The 16,182-nt window shown below is 43.9% G+C and carries 10 protein-coding genes; 8 read left to right on the top strand and 2 right to left on the bottom strand.

Annotation, left to right across the window (positions count from 1 at the left end):
- Positions 1-13: 13 nt before the first annotated feature.
- Positions 14-895, bottom strand: coding sequence for a carbohydrate ABC transporter permease (locus CA598_RS17115; protein ID WP_094877270.1), 882 nt, complete (start codon positions 893-895; stop codon positions 14-16).
- Between the two features lie 219 nt (positions 896-1,114).
- On the opposite strand from CA598_RS17115, the gene CA598_RS17120 reads away from it, so the two are divergent.
- From CA598_RS17120 to CA598_RS17130, 3 genes are all read left to right on the top strand, one after another.
- Complete coding sequence (locus tag CA598_RS17120; RefSeq protein ID WP_094874216.1) at positions 1,115-1,672, top strand: GbsR/MarR family transcriptional regulator; 558 nt, start codon at positions 1,115-1,117, stop codon at positions 1,670-1,672.
- 210 nt (positions 1,673-1,882) lie between these two features.
- Complete coding sequence (locus tag CA598_RS17125) at positions 1,883-3,067, top strand: polysaccharide deacetylase family protein (RefSeq protein WP_094877252.1); 1,185 nt, start codon at positions 1,883-1,885, stop codon at positions 3,065-3,067.
- Between the two features lie 167 nt (positions 3,068-3,234).
- Positions 3,235-4,266: an AI-2E family transporter gene (locus CA598_RS17130; protein ID WP_094874218.1), complete on the top strand. Its 1,032-nt coding sequence runs from the start codon at positions 3,235-3,237 to the stop codon at positions 4,264-4,266.
- 107 nt (positions 4,267-4,373) lie between these two features.
- Here the strand turns inward: CA598_RS17130 and CA598_RS17135 are convergent, their stop codons facing one another.
- The gene (locus CA598_RS17135) at positions 4,374-4,763 is read right to left on the bottom strand and encodes a hypothetical protein (protein WP_094874219.1); all 390 of its coding nucleotides are present in this window, start codon (positions 4,761-4,763) and stop codon (positions 4,374-4,376) included.
- Between the two features lie 255 nt (positions 4,764-5,018).
- Between CA598_RS17135 and CA598_RS17140 the strand changes: the two genes are divergently transcribed.
- The 5 genes from CA598_RS17140 (at position 5,019) to CA598_RS17155 (ending at position 16,179) form a co-directional block, all read left to right on the top strand.
- Positions 5,019-10,874, top strand: coding sequence for an S-layer homology domain-containing protein (locus CA598_RS17140; protein WP_179283691.1), 5,856 nt, complete (start codon positions 5,019-5,021; stop codon positions 10,872-10,874).
- 167 nt (positions 10,875-11,041) lie between these two features.
- Complete coding sequence (locus tag CA598_RS31990; protein ID WP_143812418.1) at positions 11,042-11,260, top strand: hypothetical protein; 219 nt, start codon at positions 11,042-11,044, stop codon at positions 11,258-11,260.
- Positions 11,261-11,276: 16 nt separating this feature from the next.
- Positions 11,277-13,037: a CHASE2 domain-containing protein gene (locus tag CA598_RS17145; protein ID WP_143812419.1), complete on the top strand. Its 1,761-nt coding sequence runs from the start codon at positions 11,277-11,279 to the stop codon at positions 13,035-13,037.
- Positions 13,034-14,674, top strand: coding sequence for a FecR family protein (locus CA598_RS17150; protein WP_094877255.1), 1,641 nt, complete (start codon positions 13,034-13,036; stop codon positions 14,672-14,674). The genes CA598_RS17145 and CA598_RS17150 overlap by 4 nt, the downstream gene beginning before the upstream one ends.
- A gap of 35 nt (positions 14,675-14,709) precedes the next feature.
- Complete coding sequence (locus CA598_RS17155; RefSeq protein ID WP_094877256.1) at positions 14,710-16,179, top strand: stalk domain-containing protein; 1,470 nt, start codon at positions 14,710-14,712, stop codon at positions 16,177-16,179.
- Positions 16,180-16,182: the final 3 nt, after the last annotated feature.

Genomic DNA, 16,182 nt, shown 5'->3' on the forward strand with positions numbered 1-16,182 from the left:
CTTTCAGCAGTTGTTATTGATAATGGGTTGTCCGTTTACTAACCTCTAGTGAGACTACGGAGAGCAGCATGCATATAAATACCAGAACCATTGCGACACTTGAGGCTTCTCCAATCTGAAAAGCTTCAAAGGCAGACTGATAATACATATAGAGTAAAGTGCGTGTTGAACCCGACGGTCCGCCTTGTGTGAGTACGTTAATCTGGTCGTAAGCCTGTAATGCCCCGATGATCTGTACGATGAACAGAAACAGTGTCGTTGGCGAGATTAGCGGTAAAATAATGCGAATGAATTTCTGAACAACATTTGCTCCATCCAGTTCAGCAGCTTCCAGCAGATCAGAAGGAACATTACGGAGTGCCACCAAGTAAAAAATCATTGCCCAACCGACCGATTTCCATATGGTCACGAGCAGAACGCCGAGCAGCGCCCATTTCGGGTCTTGAAGCCAACCGATTTTTTCTAGACCTAAGAAATCAAGTACGGTATTGGCCAAGCCAATTTCCGGTTCATAAATCCAGGACCAAACAATCGATACCGCCACTGTCGGCGTGACCCAAGGGGAGAAAAGCAGCACCTGATAGAGAGTGGAGCCTTTCAGTTTCCCATTCATCAGGAGTGCTAGTCCTAGTCCGATCAGAATAACGGGCAGTACACTTCCCGCACAGAATAACAGGGTTACTCTTAGTGCTTTATAGAAGGCAGGGTTGCTGAACAGATCCAGGTAGTTGGTTAGTCCGACAAAGGTTTTCTCAGGGCTCATGAAGTCCCATTCATTAAAGCTGAGATAAAATACATAAAGTAATGGCGCAAGCCAAAATACAACGAATGGAATCATTGCCGGCAAGGTAAAGAGCACCGGTTTCAACTCACCTATAAATCTTGAGCGTTTCATATTTCTGTCGATACCCCATTCCATCTTCTGTTTTTTGCGGTATAATTCTGAGGAAAGCTCCTCCGTTCAAAAAAAATTGTACACTCATATGGCGGCTACGTGGTCAAGCGGGCGTAAAGATCGATGCGAGATTATGTAAAAATTTAAGAGATTAGCGAAAGTACTTGCTATTTTGTGTAAAATAAAAGGACAGATTCTAAGTGGAATGAAGGTGCAGCTATGAAACAGGTAGCCTATGGTGAAGAGAATAGAGACTTATCTCCACGTGAGCAGCTACTGCGTCCGATGATCGATGCGATTGCTCAGACGATGGACTTATATGGTGCCAATTACTCATTTGGGCAGCTTTATGGGATTATGTTCTTTGAAGACCGGCCGATGACGCTTGAAGAAATGAAGAAAGTGATGAATATGAGCAAGAGTAATATGAGCTATGGAGTTCGTTCTTTGATGGCTTCCAAGATGGTCACCAAGCTGGAGGAGAAGCAGGATCGAAAGGATCTATATGCAGTGGAAACGGATTTCTTTCAGACTTTTAAGAACTTTTTCGGGATGAAGCTGCAGCGGGAGATTGATGTCATGAGGCATGCTTTGGATATGGTTATTCCTGAGCTGGAGGGATTGGTTCAAGCTGTGGATACATCGGAGGAAGAGCGGCAATTCTGTCTGAAGGATCTGGAAAAGCTGGAGCATGCCGTTCAGTATTATCATTGGCTGCAGCAGTTTGTGGACGAGCTTGGCGAAGAGAATTACTTTGCAGATAAGAATAGGCCTTAGACTGTCTATAATTACATATAGATGTATATAATTATTTATAGATCTCCATTTGCAGGAGGTGTTCCTCAAGCCAGTTCGGGCTTAAGGTTCGCCTCCTATTTTTATTGTATGAACCCAAATAAAAAGAAAATGTAACCAAAAGTAGGTGGAACTGTCACCGAATATGTAGTTACATAGTGAATAAGAAATCATTTTAAGGAGATTCAAAGAGTGCATACGAAAAAATATATGATTCTTTTAGTCATCGTTCTGCTAATAAGCCTCGCTGCTATTATCAACAATCAACGTGAGTCTTCTGCAGTTACTATAAATGTGAACGGTCAAATCATTAAGACGGTAGCTACATACCCGGCCTCGCCTGATGAGCTTATGATTCCCAAGGCTGTTGCCGAACAGGCGCTTAATATGCGTATCGACTGGCAGAAGCAGGGACCACTTCCGAAAGGCATTTACTACAGAGACAATGTAGTTGTGCTGATGTACCATCATCTTTCAGAGAAGCCGATGCCACAGTTTCCCTGGATATTATCGGTTGATCGGTTTGAGGATCAAATGAAGCTGCTAAAGGAAGAAGGCTTTCATGTGATTACGATGGAACAATATCGAGCATTTATGCTGAATAATGGCTCGATTCCAGATAATGCGGTGCTGCTGACTTTTGATGATGGATATGAGAGCTTCTATGAGTTTGCCTTTCCTATCTTAAAAAAATATGGTTATACGGCAGTTAATTTTGTTATCGTGTCTACGATCGATCACCCCAATCCGAACAGTGTGCCGAAGCTTACCTGGGAACAGATGCGGGAAATGAAGCGGGACGGGATGGGATTCTATAGTCACACGTATGACTTACACCATTATGGTATCGTGGATGCTGAAGGTGGGGAGCGGCCAGCGGCCAGTGCCTTATTATATATCGACGATGAGAACAGAAACGAAATGAATACGGAGTACTACAGCAGAGTTACTCGTGATTTGGCCAAGGCAGAGCAAAGGCTGAAGGAAGAGCTGGGGAATACCGATTCAGCGATTGCCTTTCCTTATGGATCTTACAATGACCGATTGCTATCCGCCTGTGACTCACTCGGAATTACGCTGACTTTTAAAATTCAGGATGGGATCAATGCGAGAACAGACCGGAACGCCTCTCGAATCAACGGGGGAAGTCAGAATCTAACCGCAATTCAAACCCTTGAGCAGATCAAACATGTAGATTCGCCCATGGAATTAACCCTGAATAACCAAAGAGTAGCTCTGATAGGAAGTGCGCCCGAAATGAGGAAAGGGACCTTGATGGTTCCATTTATACAATTATGCAAAGATCTACATATTGATCTCAACTATGATCAGAAGAGTCGGATCGTTAATTTATTACACACCACTGGGGGAATATAAAAGGCTGAGGAACTGTATGGAATGGATGTCATCTACCCTTATGTTCCTTAGGAGTTTACAAAAAGTGAGAAATTTCGCCAATTTAGGCGAATCACTAGTTGCTATAAGTGAATTCCTTACTGTAGACTATAAAAGAGTACTAATTGGTAGGCGAATGGAGAGAACTGATGGAAGTATTTAAGCGTTATTACGCGAATTTAACGGTCCGGCGTTTTTTTATTTTGGGTCTTGTTGCCCTGCTGCTATTCAGTATTAGAGATATGCTCAATTTAGTACTGTTAACATTTTTGATTGCTTATGTAATGAATAGCTTTCAAGTGCTGCTTACGAAGCGGATCAATAAATATGTGGCAGTCAACAGTAAGGTCATTATTGTTATTCTGTATTTAGCTCTGATTGCGCTGATCGTAGTGACCTTAGTGAATTATTTACCGAAGGTCTTTACGCAGATTAAGCAGTTAACAAATTTTCTAACCAGTTTAACCCCTGCAAATATTCCGCAGAACGATATTGTGCAGTATTTATTTGCGCAGCTTAAGGATTTGAACTACCAGTCTTATGTGAAAGATGGTCTTGAATACGTCCTGAAAATAAGTAATTGGGGCACCAGCTTCGTATTATCTACTATTCTGAGCTTTGTCTTTATTCTTGAGAAGAACAGAATTGTCAATTTTACTACACGTCTTAAAGATAGCAAGATCTCCTGGTTCTATGTTGAGCTTGAGTATTTCGGTAGAAAATTCATCTCATCTTTTGGTAAAGTGATCGAAGCGCAAATACTGATCGCGCTGTTTAATACATGCTTTACGGTGATTGGACTCTGGATCTTAGGTTTTCCTTATCTATTCGCCTTGTCGATCATGATCTTCCTGCTTAGTCTGATACCGGTGGTAGGCTTTGTAATTTCACTAATTCCGCTGTGTATTATTGGCTACAATATTGGTGGTCTGGCTATGACGATCTATGTACTCGTTATGATTGCTGTACTACATTTTGTTGAAGGCTACTTCTTGAATCCTAAGCTGATGTCATCCAAAATGAACCTGCCGATGTTCTATACCTTTATCGTTCTGTTATTCTCTGAGCATTATTTGGGTGTATGGGGTCTAATTCTCGGTATTCCAATTTTTGTGTTCTTCCTGGATATACTGGAGATCAATAGAGACAGCAAGATAGAAATTAAGAATTCAATTAAATAGCTCTGAATATAAGAAGAGGGTGATCCGATAGCCATTTAATGGCTATCGGATCACCCTCTTTATGGTTGGCGCGGAGCAATGTTGTACGGCCACTGTATGTATCTTTGTTAGCCGAAAGAAGTGAGAACGCTCTCCGTAACGATGTCCCTCAGCTCGGCTGTATGTGCTGCATACTGCTCGGCTGTAATGCTTCCGGAAGCTAGCCTTGAATCTAGCTGTTCTGTTAGCTGTGCTACCTGTAGATTGATCACATCTTCAATATCTGTGTTTTGCTCTGAGGCAATATCTTGAAGTGACTTGCCATCATATAAGGCATCGTACAGATCTTCATCTGTAGGTTGGTTAAGGGCTTTCAATAATAATTCGTCTGGATCTGCAGCTTTTACAGTGGACCATTGGGCAGGCGAACTCGCGCTTGCAGTAAGGCTACTCCAAGCATTTCCGAAAGACATCACTATAACTACGGTTCCTACTATAATCACTCTTTTTATATCCATTAGAGTCCTCTTTTCTTATTTTACAAATAACGTTTTATGGTTTTCTGTTGAATGTGTTTGTGATGGTTGTGATTTAACCTATTTCTATTGTAACCCGCAAACCTGAGTCCAAGCTTAAGCAATATTTAAGATAACCTAAAGATTTAACATTGAAATGATATAGCGATAATATATCCTTAGTATACTTTCCAGATGATCTTCAATGCATATTTATGCACTGGGTCACAACTAAACAAATGGGGAGTGTTCGGAGTTTTGAGAATAACAGCAAAAGCTAAACGTTTTCTATCCAGCGTAATTGCAAGTAGTCTGATGTTGGGGATAATGGTTCCAGCAGGATATGCTGAAGAACAGCAGCTGGACACAGAGCAGACCTCTTCCGAATTAGGAGCACATTTTGACGAGCAGGTTGAGCTCGATACGCTTTTAAATCAACCGACAGTAGTGGCAGATGTGTATGCGACACCTGCTCATCCAGGAGCATTACTTATTACAGAGGTTGTTCCAGATACTAAAAATGTCAAAGGTGCGGATGGATCCTCTGTTGATGGTTATGAATTTGTTGAGGTCTATAATAATACGGATGAGCCAGTAAACTTTAAGGATTATTATTTTTACTATTATAACAGAGATAAATGGATAACCAACGGCGATGCTGTAATCCCGGCGCATGGAAATATCGTCTTCTGGATTATGAACGGCAATAATCTGAATGTTCCTGCCGAGGATTTCATCAAAAATTTTAATCCTTCAGCATCCTTGAAAGAAGGCGTAAACCTGTTCCGTATCAACGGTGGCGGTGGTATGGCTAACACTGATACGCGTAGCTTACAAATTAAAAGCAAAGCAGGAGATGCCCTAATTATCTCTTCTTCTTATGGAAAAGAACAGGTGAAGGAAAACAACGGGATTTTCTATCAATTTTCACAAGCTGACAGCTCTACGATGAGTCTCATGGCGATTTCGGGAAAGGCTGCGGCGACACCTGGAACCGTAGAACCCGAACAACTTCCTATACCAGTGCCTGGAGACAAACAGCCGTTGATTGAACACCATACGCAGAGCAGTGTAGATCCAGCTGATCTTCCTATCACCGCGAAGATTACGAACCTAGAGATTGGCCCAGATGGAGCATTGCCGGTAGTGAAGCTGCAATACGGCTCTCCTTCCCAGGCAAAAGATACGGTAATCACTATGACATCAAAGGGGGATAATCAGTTCACTGCGTTGATTCCTGCGGCTGCGCTGGAAGAGCCGGAACTGCACTACAGCATCCGTGTAAACAATGTTACGGAGCATTATTCTGTTCAAGTGAACCTGCCTGCGTTTGATTCGAACAATGTGCCGCCGCTGTTAGTTACTGAGCTGCTGCCGAATTCGACGAATGTAAAAGGAACGAGCACCGATGCTTTTGAATTCATTGAGGTGTATAACAATACGGATGCACCGGTTGATTTTAAGAACTATAAGATCTATTATCGCTATCCTGATAAAGGCAACGCTTCTGATGTGAAGTGGCCCTCTACGAAAGAGAGTTTCGTCATTCCTGCACAGCAGTCTGTGGTGTTCTGGATTATGAATAGTGCTAACAGTACATACACTGCTGATGATTTTAATACAGAATTCAATACGAATCTGATCGATGGCACGAACCTCTTTTTAATTAAAAGTGATGGGATGGCGAACTCTGGCCGCCGGGCAGTCGTAATCAAGAGCAACACGGAGAAAGAAATTTCCTCTGCGTATTATGATGCTGACCTCACCTATGAGGGTGGAGCTAAAGGTGACGACACCAAAGAAAATAAAGCGCTTCTATACAAGTATCCTGTGAATGGGCAAAGTAAAATGCTTAAGATTAGCACAGGATCAGCCGTTCCGTCACCAGGGCAAGTGGATGTAGGATTGGTTCCTAGTACACCGATCCATGTAGAGCCGGATACTGAAAATCCGACGGTGAATGATCTGACTGCTGTGACGGAGATTGATCAGTCGATGAGTTTGGATTTGAAAGCTTTCGCTGATGACAATAAAGCCATTACATCTGTAGAAGTAAGGGTAGCGTCGGACAAGCAGCCTGATTTTGTCAGCCATAATCTATCCCAAGACTTCAACGATAGCTTGTATCATTATAAGTTATCATCGGCTGATTTGATTGGCAGAAATGAAATACAGTATTATTTCGTCGTTTCCGATGGCACCAATGAGGTCGAATCTCCGGTAATGAAAGTGAAAATTACGGGAGGGCCTGATCAATCAGCGCTTCGTTTGAATGTGAAGGATGGGCAGTTCATCCATGGTTCTATGACGGTAAAAGGAACCTCTGCCACCGCAAAGGCTGATGCAGTGGACCTGAGCATCGATAATAAGGTACTCAGCAATCATGAGGCATATGCCGCGCTTGAGAATGATGCTTACTTTGTATTTGAAGCTAAAAATGTGGATTATTATTTTAAAAACGGCATCACAATGGGACCAGAAGAATTAGGGGATGCGAGCATTCTATACACCTTTATGGACCCGATTACTTCATATACGACATTGACCTTCCCGATCTCCTCTGCCGCTTTACAGGTGGGCACGGATAATGTGATCTACATTCGGGCGGGCTCTAAATCATCACCTTTTGACCCACGTCCCGAGGAGAATAAAGATGATTTCGAAGTGAAAAATGTACGCCTACTACTTGCAGACGGCACTGAAATTTGGGACCCTGCTTATGCAGAACGTGATAAAGAAATTAAGATGGGGGACAGCGCAGGTAAGCATGAATCTATCGGTTTCCGGTTCGATTTGAAATCGGATTTGTTCCGTTCGAAAGCGTATGACTGGAATACTAAAGAAGCCGCTGATGGAGAACATAAAGTAACACTGACTGAAGGTGGATCTAAGGTATCGTCAAGTGTAATTGTAGACAACACGCCGCCATCCATCAAAGCATCGATTGAAGATGGAAAGACTTATCGTGGTAATTTCGAAATTGCTGCTCAGATTACGGATACTTACGCAGGTGTAGACAAGGTCAGCGTGAAGCTCGATGGCAAAGGTATTGAACTTCCATATGCTACTTCCTCCGGAAAGCTAACGGCTGGAGAGCATACGCTTTCTATCACTGCCTTGGACAAGATCGGCAATCAGGCAGAGAAAGTAGTTATCTTCGATGTGCCGAATGAGAATCCATTTGCACCCCAGCTTATTTCTCCTACGAACTGGGAGACAGGTGTAGGTACTAATCCGACTTTGAGGGTTAAGGTTGAAGATCCTAACCAAGATAAGATGAATGTTACTTTCTTTAGAGGATTTAAGTATGATGCTAACCATCCTGAGCAAGGTTTCGCTGGGTTTATAAATGCATCCGATACAGAGCCGCCGAAACAATCCGTACCTGCGGGTGAAACAGCACTTAGCGGTGATGATTACAGTAAAATAAGCGCGGTGGACGGACAGTATTTAATCAACGATGCTGTAGAGCAATTCCCGTATCAGCGTTATGAAATTAAGCTTGATGATTCCGTTAAGGCGACAGATCGTGTGGATATTGAATGGAAGGGGAATTCACTTCCAGGTCGTAAAGTAAGTCTCTATGCTTGGAGTCCTGCTGAAGAGAAGTGGGTGCAGCTGGATCATTTGATCGCCGGAACAGAGGATTTTGAGCTGAAATCGACGGTGACCGTAGGACAATTTGCTAATGCACATAGCATTGCTGTTATGGTTCAGGATGAGATTGCGTCTGTGGCTAAGACTGCACCCACAGTAACGCAAGACACCTATGATTTCTCTTTTGTATGGATGTCGGATACACAATATTATTCCCAAAGCTACCCTTACATTTATCGTAAGAACGTGAAGTGGATAGCCGACAACAAGGATAATTTGAACCTGAAATATGTAATTCATACAGGGGATGTAGTGGATAAATCCTATCAAGAGTACGAGTGGAAGGAAGCGGACCAGAACATGAAGGTTCTGGAGGATGCAGGTATTCCTTATGGTGTGCTTGCGGGCAACCATGACGTAGGTCATCAAACCGGGGATTATACGAAGTTCTGGGAGTATTTTGGAGAGTGGAGATTCAAGAATATGCCGACCTTCGGTGGCTCTTATGATAACAACCGGGGCCATTATGATTTGGTTTCTGCAAATGGAAATGATTTTATTATCGTATATATGGGCTGGGGATTGGCTGAAGAAGAGATTCAATGGATGAATGAGATCGTTGCCCGTTATCCAGAGCGCAAAGCGATTCTTTGCCTCCATGAATACTTGCTGGTTTCTAATAACCGCGCACCTATTGCGGATAAGATTTTTGAGATGGTTGTAAAACCTAACAAGAACGTAATCGCAGCGTTATCCGGTCATTATCATGATGCTGAGCTGAAGATCGACGAGCTGGATGATAACGGTGACGGTATTCCGGATCGCAGTGTGTATCAAATGCTGGCAGACTATCAAGGTGCCGAAGAGGGTGGGCTTGGTTATATTAGACTGCTTCAGTTCGATGTTGCTAACAATAAGCTGCGTGTGAAGACTTATTCGCCTTATCTAGACGATTATAATTATTATGATGAAAATGAATTCCCAGGCAAAGATGAGTTCGTATTAGATCTGGATCTACAGCCTGTGACAAAACGTGTAGCTACCGATTATATCGGCGTTAAGGTCTACAGCGATCAGAAAATCGCAGCCAATCAGCAAGTAGAGAGCGGTGCGGAGACTCAGGTTACTTGGAGCAAACGGAATCCGGATAGTTACTACCAATGGTATACAAAGGTCGAGGATGATCACTCCGGCAGTGTGCTTTCAGATATTTGGGGCTTTTACACTGGAAAAGAGGATGTAACACCGACGCCAACACCGACGCCAACACCGACGCCGACGCCAGAGGTATCGCCATCGCCTGAAGTGACACCGGCACCTCCAGTAGGTTCATCAGTGCCCACAGTGTCTCCGAGTCCTACAGCTACACCTGTAGCGGAAAAAGGAAGCGTTGAACTGACCCTCGGAAGTGACGGTATGTATATTGCTAATTCTGCAGCATTAAAGAAGCTGATAGAGGAAGCTGCGACAGGTGGAAATATCAAGATTAGCTTAGGCAAAGGCGCTTTGACCCAAGATCAGATTAAACTTGCACTTGACGCAGCGAGCATCCAACAGGCTGCCGACAAGAAGCTGAGTCTGAATATTGTATCTTCCAGCATTACATTAAGCGTACCAACAAGCTCTTTACCAGCGATCCCAGCCGGAAGCGATATGCTGCTGCTGAGTGTTGATACAAGTACGATATCTGTACCAACCAATGTCGCTGGAATGAGTCCATCCAGAGCTGCCGTTACGCTGAACCTTAGTATCACAGCAGGCGGCAAAGAAACGGCTATTCACCAGTTTAAAGGTGCTGTTACCATTACATTGACGCTGACGAAGGAACAGCTTGCTAAGATCGATACTGATTTTGCAGGCGTCTATTATGTAAATGGCAGTACCTTGACATATTTGGGTGGCGTTTTTAAAGGTAATGCCGTTACCTTTACAACAGATCATTTCTCTTCCTTCGCGGTACTGGAATACCAGAAGCAATTTAGTGATACCGCTGGTCACTGGGCAGAGTCGTACATTTCCAAGCTGACGGCTAAGCATGTGATTATGGGTATCGACGATACACATTATGGTCCACAAGCTAATGTAACCCGTGCGGATTTTGTTACACTAGCCATTCGTTCACTTGGATTGGATGAGGCTAGTGGAACTATCGCACAAAGTACTTTTGCAGATGTATCTGAGGATGCATATTATGCCTCATCGATAGACAAGGCGGTCCAGCTTGGGCTCATTCAAGGCAGTGATGGCAAGTTCCGGCCTAAAGATGCGATAACTCGTGAAGAAGCGGCTGTAGTCCTCCAGAAATTGATACAGTACAAAGCTGGTTCAGACTCTTCTGGTGCTGCTACTGCAAGCTTTAAGGATATGAACAGCGTATCGGACTGGGCGAAGCAAGCGGTAAGTGAATTGAAAGCCAAGGGAATCCTTGACGGCAAGGGTGACAATAACTTTGATCCTCGTGGCAAAGTAACCCGGGCTGAAATTGCAAAACTGTTATATGGAATAATCAATTTATAAGGATAGTTTGGCAAAGGCAGACAGAGGGAACTCTGGTCTGCTTTTGTCATTTTTTATCCCTTTTCTTCTATGAAAGTAGGAAATTCTTACTATTTATATGATTTTTCATATATAATATTTTTGAATAAATTTTTAATAGATAATCTAACTTCCTGCTGACAGTCCTAATGATTTCTTTCGTAATTACACTTGTCATTCGCGATGATTCGGCAGTTATTCTCCTGGTTAAAGCACTTCTTCTAATTGGCACAGGAATGGGTATTCAACCATGGGTACTTGTATTCCTTATTGTTTTATCCACTGATCCCATCTTCTTTGCTTATCAATTACCAACGTATTTAAACGCTTATTATAGTGCTGGCTCGGACTCATCCTATAATACATAGATTGGAGAAACGAACCTTGAGAGTAAAGCTAGCACATATTTTACTTCTGCTAACTGTAATTTTTGCGATTCTACTGTATAGAGGGAGTCTCGACTCCATTGATCATCTGTTACAAGATCGCGTGATGCAGCACGAGCGCACAGTGGACACTACCATTGCGATTATCGGGATAGACGATCAGAGCTTGGAGGACTTCGGCAGCTGGCCGTGGAGCAGAAATGTTCATGCACAGCTGCTAGATACACTTTCCGAGGGACATCCAGCCGTAATTGGGTTTGACCTGACGTTCCCGGTGGGTTCGGAGGATCCCGAGGTGGATGCCGAGTTCGCTGCGGCTGTCGCTCGGGCGGGAAATGTTATTCTGCCCATATATGGTACCTTTGCACCTAATACCGAGCAAGGAAAGATTGAAGCACTGGAGCTGACTGAGCCGTTTGAGGCCTTGAGGGAGGCTGCCGCTGCAACCGCCCATATTAATACCATTACCGACACCGACCGTGTGGTACGTAAGGCGCTTTATTCTTTTGACTATAAAGGAAAGCCAATTCATAGTTTGTCATGGACAGTCTTTCAGAAATATCAAGAGGTGATGGGGGGCACTGCTGATCCACAGAAGCTCCCGCTAGATGACTTTGGACGTTTCTATATCCCCTATTCAGGCAGTAAAGGAGCCTTTGAGGAGATTCCTTATTCGGCAGTGCTTAACGGAGAAGTACCGCCATCTTATTTTGAGAATAGAATTGTACTTATTGGGCCATATGCTACAGGGTTTAAGGATGACTTCCTAACACCAATTAGCGGAAAAAACACATTATATGGTGTGGAAATTCATGCGAATATCATTCAATCTTTGCTGGACGATAATTATAAACGGGTACTGGACTGGAAGTGGAATGAGGCAGTATTGCTTTTTGTTGCGCTCCTAGCCTATCTACTATTCCGTAAGGTGAAGATGTTATATTCCTATGTGGTCATTGTGGTCATCATTGCCCTACTTATCTTTGCGGGTCGTTATTTTTATGACCATGGAACGGTAATTTCACTAGGTTACGTGATTCCTTTTCTAATCGTTAGCTGCATTATCGTGATAGCCTTTCAATATTTAGAAGAATTGATGGAGAAGCGTAGAGTTACGGATATTTTTGGCCGATATGTTGCCCCGCAGGTAGTGGATCAAATTCTCAAGAACGGTCAGGAAGGGCTGAAGCTTGGAGGAAGCCGCAGAGAGTTGAGCTTGCTATTCGTCGATATTCGCGGATTCACCCTGTTGTCGGAGGCTGCTGAACCGGAGGAGATTGTTGAGATTCTGAATGAGTATCTGGATTTGACCGCGAGTTGTATTTTTAAGTATGATGGCACGCTGGATAAGTTCATCGGGGATGCCACGATGGCGATTTTTAATGCTCCATTGCTGTTGGAGGATCATCCGATGCAAGCAGTAAAGGCTGCGTGGGCGATGAAGCAAGGTTCGGCGGCGGTGGAACAAAAGCTGTTCGAACGGTTTGGACTGGTCGTTAAATTTGGTATTGGGGTACATACTGGCCCTGCTGTATTTGGGAATATCGGCTCCAAGACACGGATGGATTATACAGCGATTGGAGACACCGTCAACACAGCAGCCCGATTGGAAAGCAATGCCAAGCCTGGGCAAATCCTCATCAGTGAGGCTACCTACGCTTTTGTAAAAGATAGAGTATCTGCTGTTTCATTAGGAGAGATCAAGGTAAAGGGCAAGGAGCAAGGAATCCATGTCTATGAATTGGAGGGATTGCGATGAAGGTGAAGTCGTTAAAGCTTACATTGTCGTTTATGCTGATATTCAGCATTCTTTGGCCAGCGGTTGTCACAGAGGCGAAGGACAGCGTTAAGGTGGGGAAAATAACCGCAGTCTCAGGAAAGTCTGAGGTGAAAAAGAGTGGGGGGACGAAGAAATTCAACGCTTTTAAAGGGATGGCGATTACGCAAGGCGATACGATTATAACGGGTTCTGATGGACAAGTTAATCTCGATCTCGACGCTAACAAAGAAGTTACGATTGGAGCAGGGACGACACTTACCATTAGCCAATTAGTCGAAAGCGCAAAGGCATTGGGTGGAAAAACAAGCCTGAAGCTACAAAACGGGCAAGTTTTGATTAAGGTGAAAAAGAAGCTGGATGGCGACTCCAGGTTCGAGATTGAGACACCGACGGCTATCATGGGCGTTATGGGCACAGAGTTTTTTGTTAGCGTTAATCCTAATCAAGGGAATCCAGCTCTGATTGGAGGGCTAGGAAATAATGGATATCTGGGGGTTTTGGAAGGAACCGTTCGCGTGGCTTCGCCTTTAAATCCGAATGCTAATGCGTTTTCGATTACTGCTTCCCAGCAGCTTTTAATGAATGGTCAACAATGGAATAGGGAGCCGCTATCCTTGGAAGGATTGCCGCCTTTTGCTCTGGAACAGCATATGAAATACTTACAGGAAGAACAGAAGTTAACCGAAGTTATGAAGAATCAGCTCGAACGTTTAATACAACAAAAGAAAGACGCTATGGCAGCGCTTAAACCAACACCTACGCCTGCGCCTCAGATTATCTATCCTGTATCTCCTTCTGCTAGTCCTGGCAAAGGGGTTGTGCCGACATCAGCTCCGACATTGACGCCGGAACCAACGGCATCACCAACGCCGATGCCGGAACCTGCCGAGACTCCCGTGCCAACGGAAACACCAGCTCCTATCGGTGTACCAGAGCTGGATCAGCAGGAATTTAGAGACCATATCTATGATTATCTCATCCGTGATAATAAGATTGTTGTGCCGTTTACAGCTCCACTGGCTTTTAATATAGCAGATGACTCTAATCCTAATGAGATCAGGAATATGGTGAAAGTTATGTTGGGTGAGAGTGAGAGCATGTTCGAAATAGGTGAGGTAATCATTGAAGAGAACAAGCTGGTTCTTTATCTAATGGACCGAATTTCTTATGGGTCTGTAGTTCAAATTAAAGTTAGTGGCGGTTTGTTAAAGAATGCTCTTTCCGGGGAGGTTCAGGAAGAAGATCAACAGCTATTCAATGAGGGCTTTTATTTCGAAGGACAAGTTGCTCCAAGTCATTTTAACTATACCGAGGTTGTAGGTGAAGGCGATGCTCCAGAGTTTACGATTCACTCACTGGGTTATGATACGGGGCAGATTGGATATCGGCCGGGATTGTCTGGGGGAGAACTTCATCCTCTGGAAAGCAAGGATTACACGCTGGTTCGAAACGATGAGAATACCTTTGTACTCAAACTTTTGCCAGAATTCTTGAACGCAATGGGTTCTGAGCCTTATATCGTGATCATTCCCATAGTGAAAAATATAGTAGCAGATGAAGGTTCTATGCAAATTGTAATAGACGAGCTCAGGCTCTATGTAAATATGCAATTCTAAGGGTGCGGTAACCCTTGAGAGGAGAAAATAACGCAATGAACAAGAAACTTATCTCCATCGCTTGCGGATTTATGCTTATAAGCGCAACATTTTCCAATATCGTAGCGGCGGAAACAGCACAAAACACGAAGGACGGCATTCAAGGGAGTATCGTCAAGAATGGTTCGTCGAATGCTGTATCCTCTCTTAAGCAGCCGTTGGGCGTGGTTACCGTACCTGGTAGCAACGATCTCATTATCGTGCAATCTGGAAGTGGTACTATCAGCAAGTGGAGTAATGGCGATCTACAGACGGTAGTTGGACATGATGCTGAAGGGTATACCGATGGTAAGAGCGAAGAGGCCTTGTTTAATCATCCGACATACACTGCCGCTGATAGTAAAGGCAATATCTATATCAGTGATACCGATAACCATGTAATCCGTAAAATAGAGAACGGAAAAGTGTACACCCTCGCAGGAACGGGAATCGCTGGCTATAAAGATGGACAACCCAATGTGGCGCAATTTAACGCCCCAGGCGGATTAGCGATAGATAGCAATAACAATGTATTCGTAGCCGATACGCTGAATCATCTGATTCGCAAAGTTACACCGGAAGGTGTTGTGAGTACTTTTGCGGGTCAGCAGAGCAACGATGGTGCTTATTTGGACGGTGCGGTGACTTCGGCCAAGTTTAATGAGCCTGTGGGTCTTGTGTTCGATGAAACCGGTAATCTCTATGTGGCAGACAGTGGAAATCAGATGATCCGATGGATTAAAGGCGATAAGGTTGAGACCTTTGCAGGCAAAGCAACCCCTATTGATCCAGTGACTGGTTATATGGCTGGAGGGTTCCAGAATGGCGATCGCCAGACGGCATTGTTCAATCGTCCTCGTGGTCTGGCTTATGCCGATGGAGTGTTGCTGATTGCTGATAGTCTAAATCATCGGGTTCGGGCCATTCAGAAGGATGGAAGAGTCATCACAGTTGCAGGACAGGGCATCTCGGGAGATCAGGTTGGAGCATTGGATCAAGTGATGTTTAATCAGCCTTCCGGTGTTGCGCTTGGCTCCGGGAAATTGTATGTGACAGATACGCTGAATAATAAGTTAAAGGTATTAGAACTCGACTTGCAAGCCCTTAAGCCACTTCGTAGCGAAGCTGATCTGCTTGATGCAGTCTCGCTAATGCCAGCAGGTAAGGACATCCAAGTATGGTTGGACAGAGTGCAGGTGAAGTTAAACACTGCCACTCTACCAATTAAGGAGTCGGGTAAAATATATTTACCGGTTAGAGCGTTATTTAGCTCATGGGGAGCGGATATTCGTTGGGATGCGGGAAGTAAAGAGACGATGATTAGCAAAGGGGAGTGGACACTTTCCCTAAAGCCAAACGGGGGGCTTAATGTGCAAAACATAAAGGGTACTTTGTATGTAGCAGCCGATTACTTGCCGACCGTTTCATCTTTTATGCAGGTTTATGATGAGGATAGTCAGGCAATTGTAATCGAAACTGGACGATAATTA

The organism is Paenibacillus sp. VTT E-133291 (genome assembly GCF_002264395.1).
Lineage (GTDB): Bacteria > Bacillota > Bacilli > Paenibacillales > Paenibacillaceae > Paenibacillus_AQ > Paenibacillus_AQ nitricinens.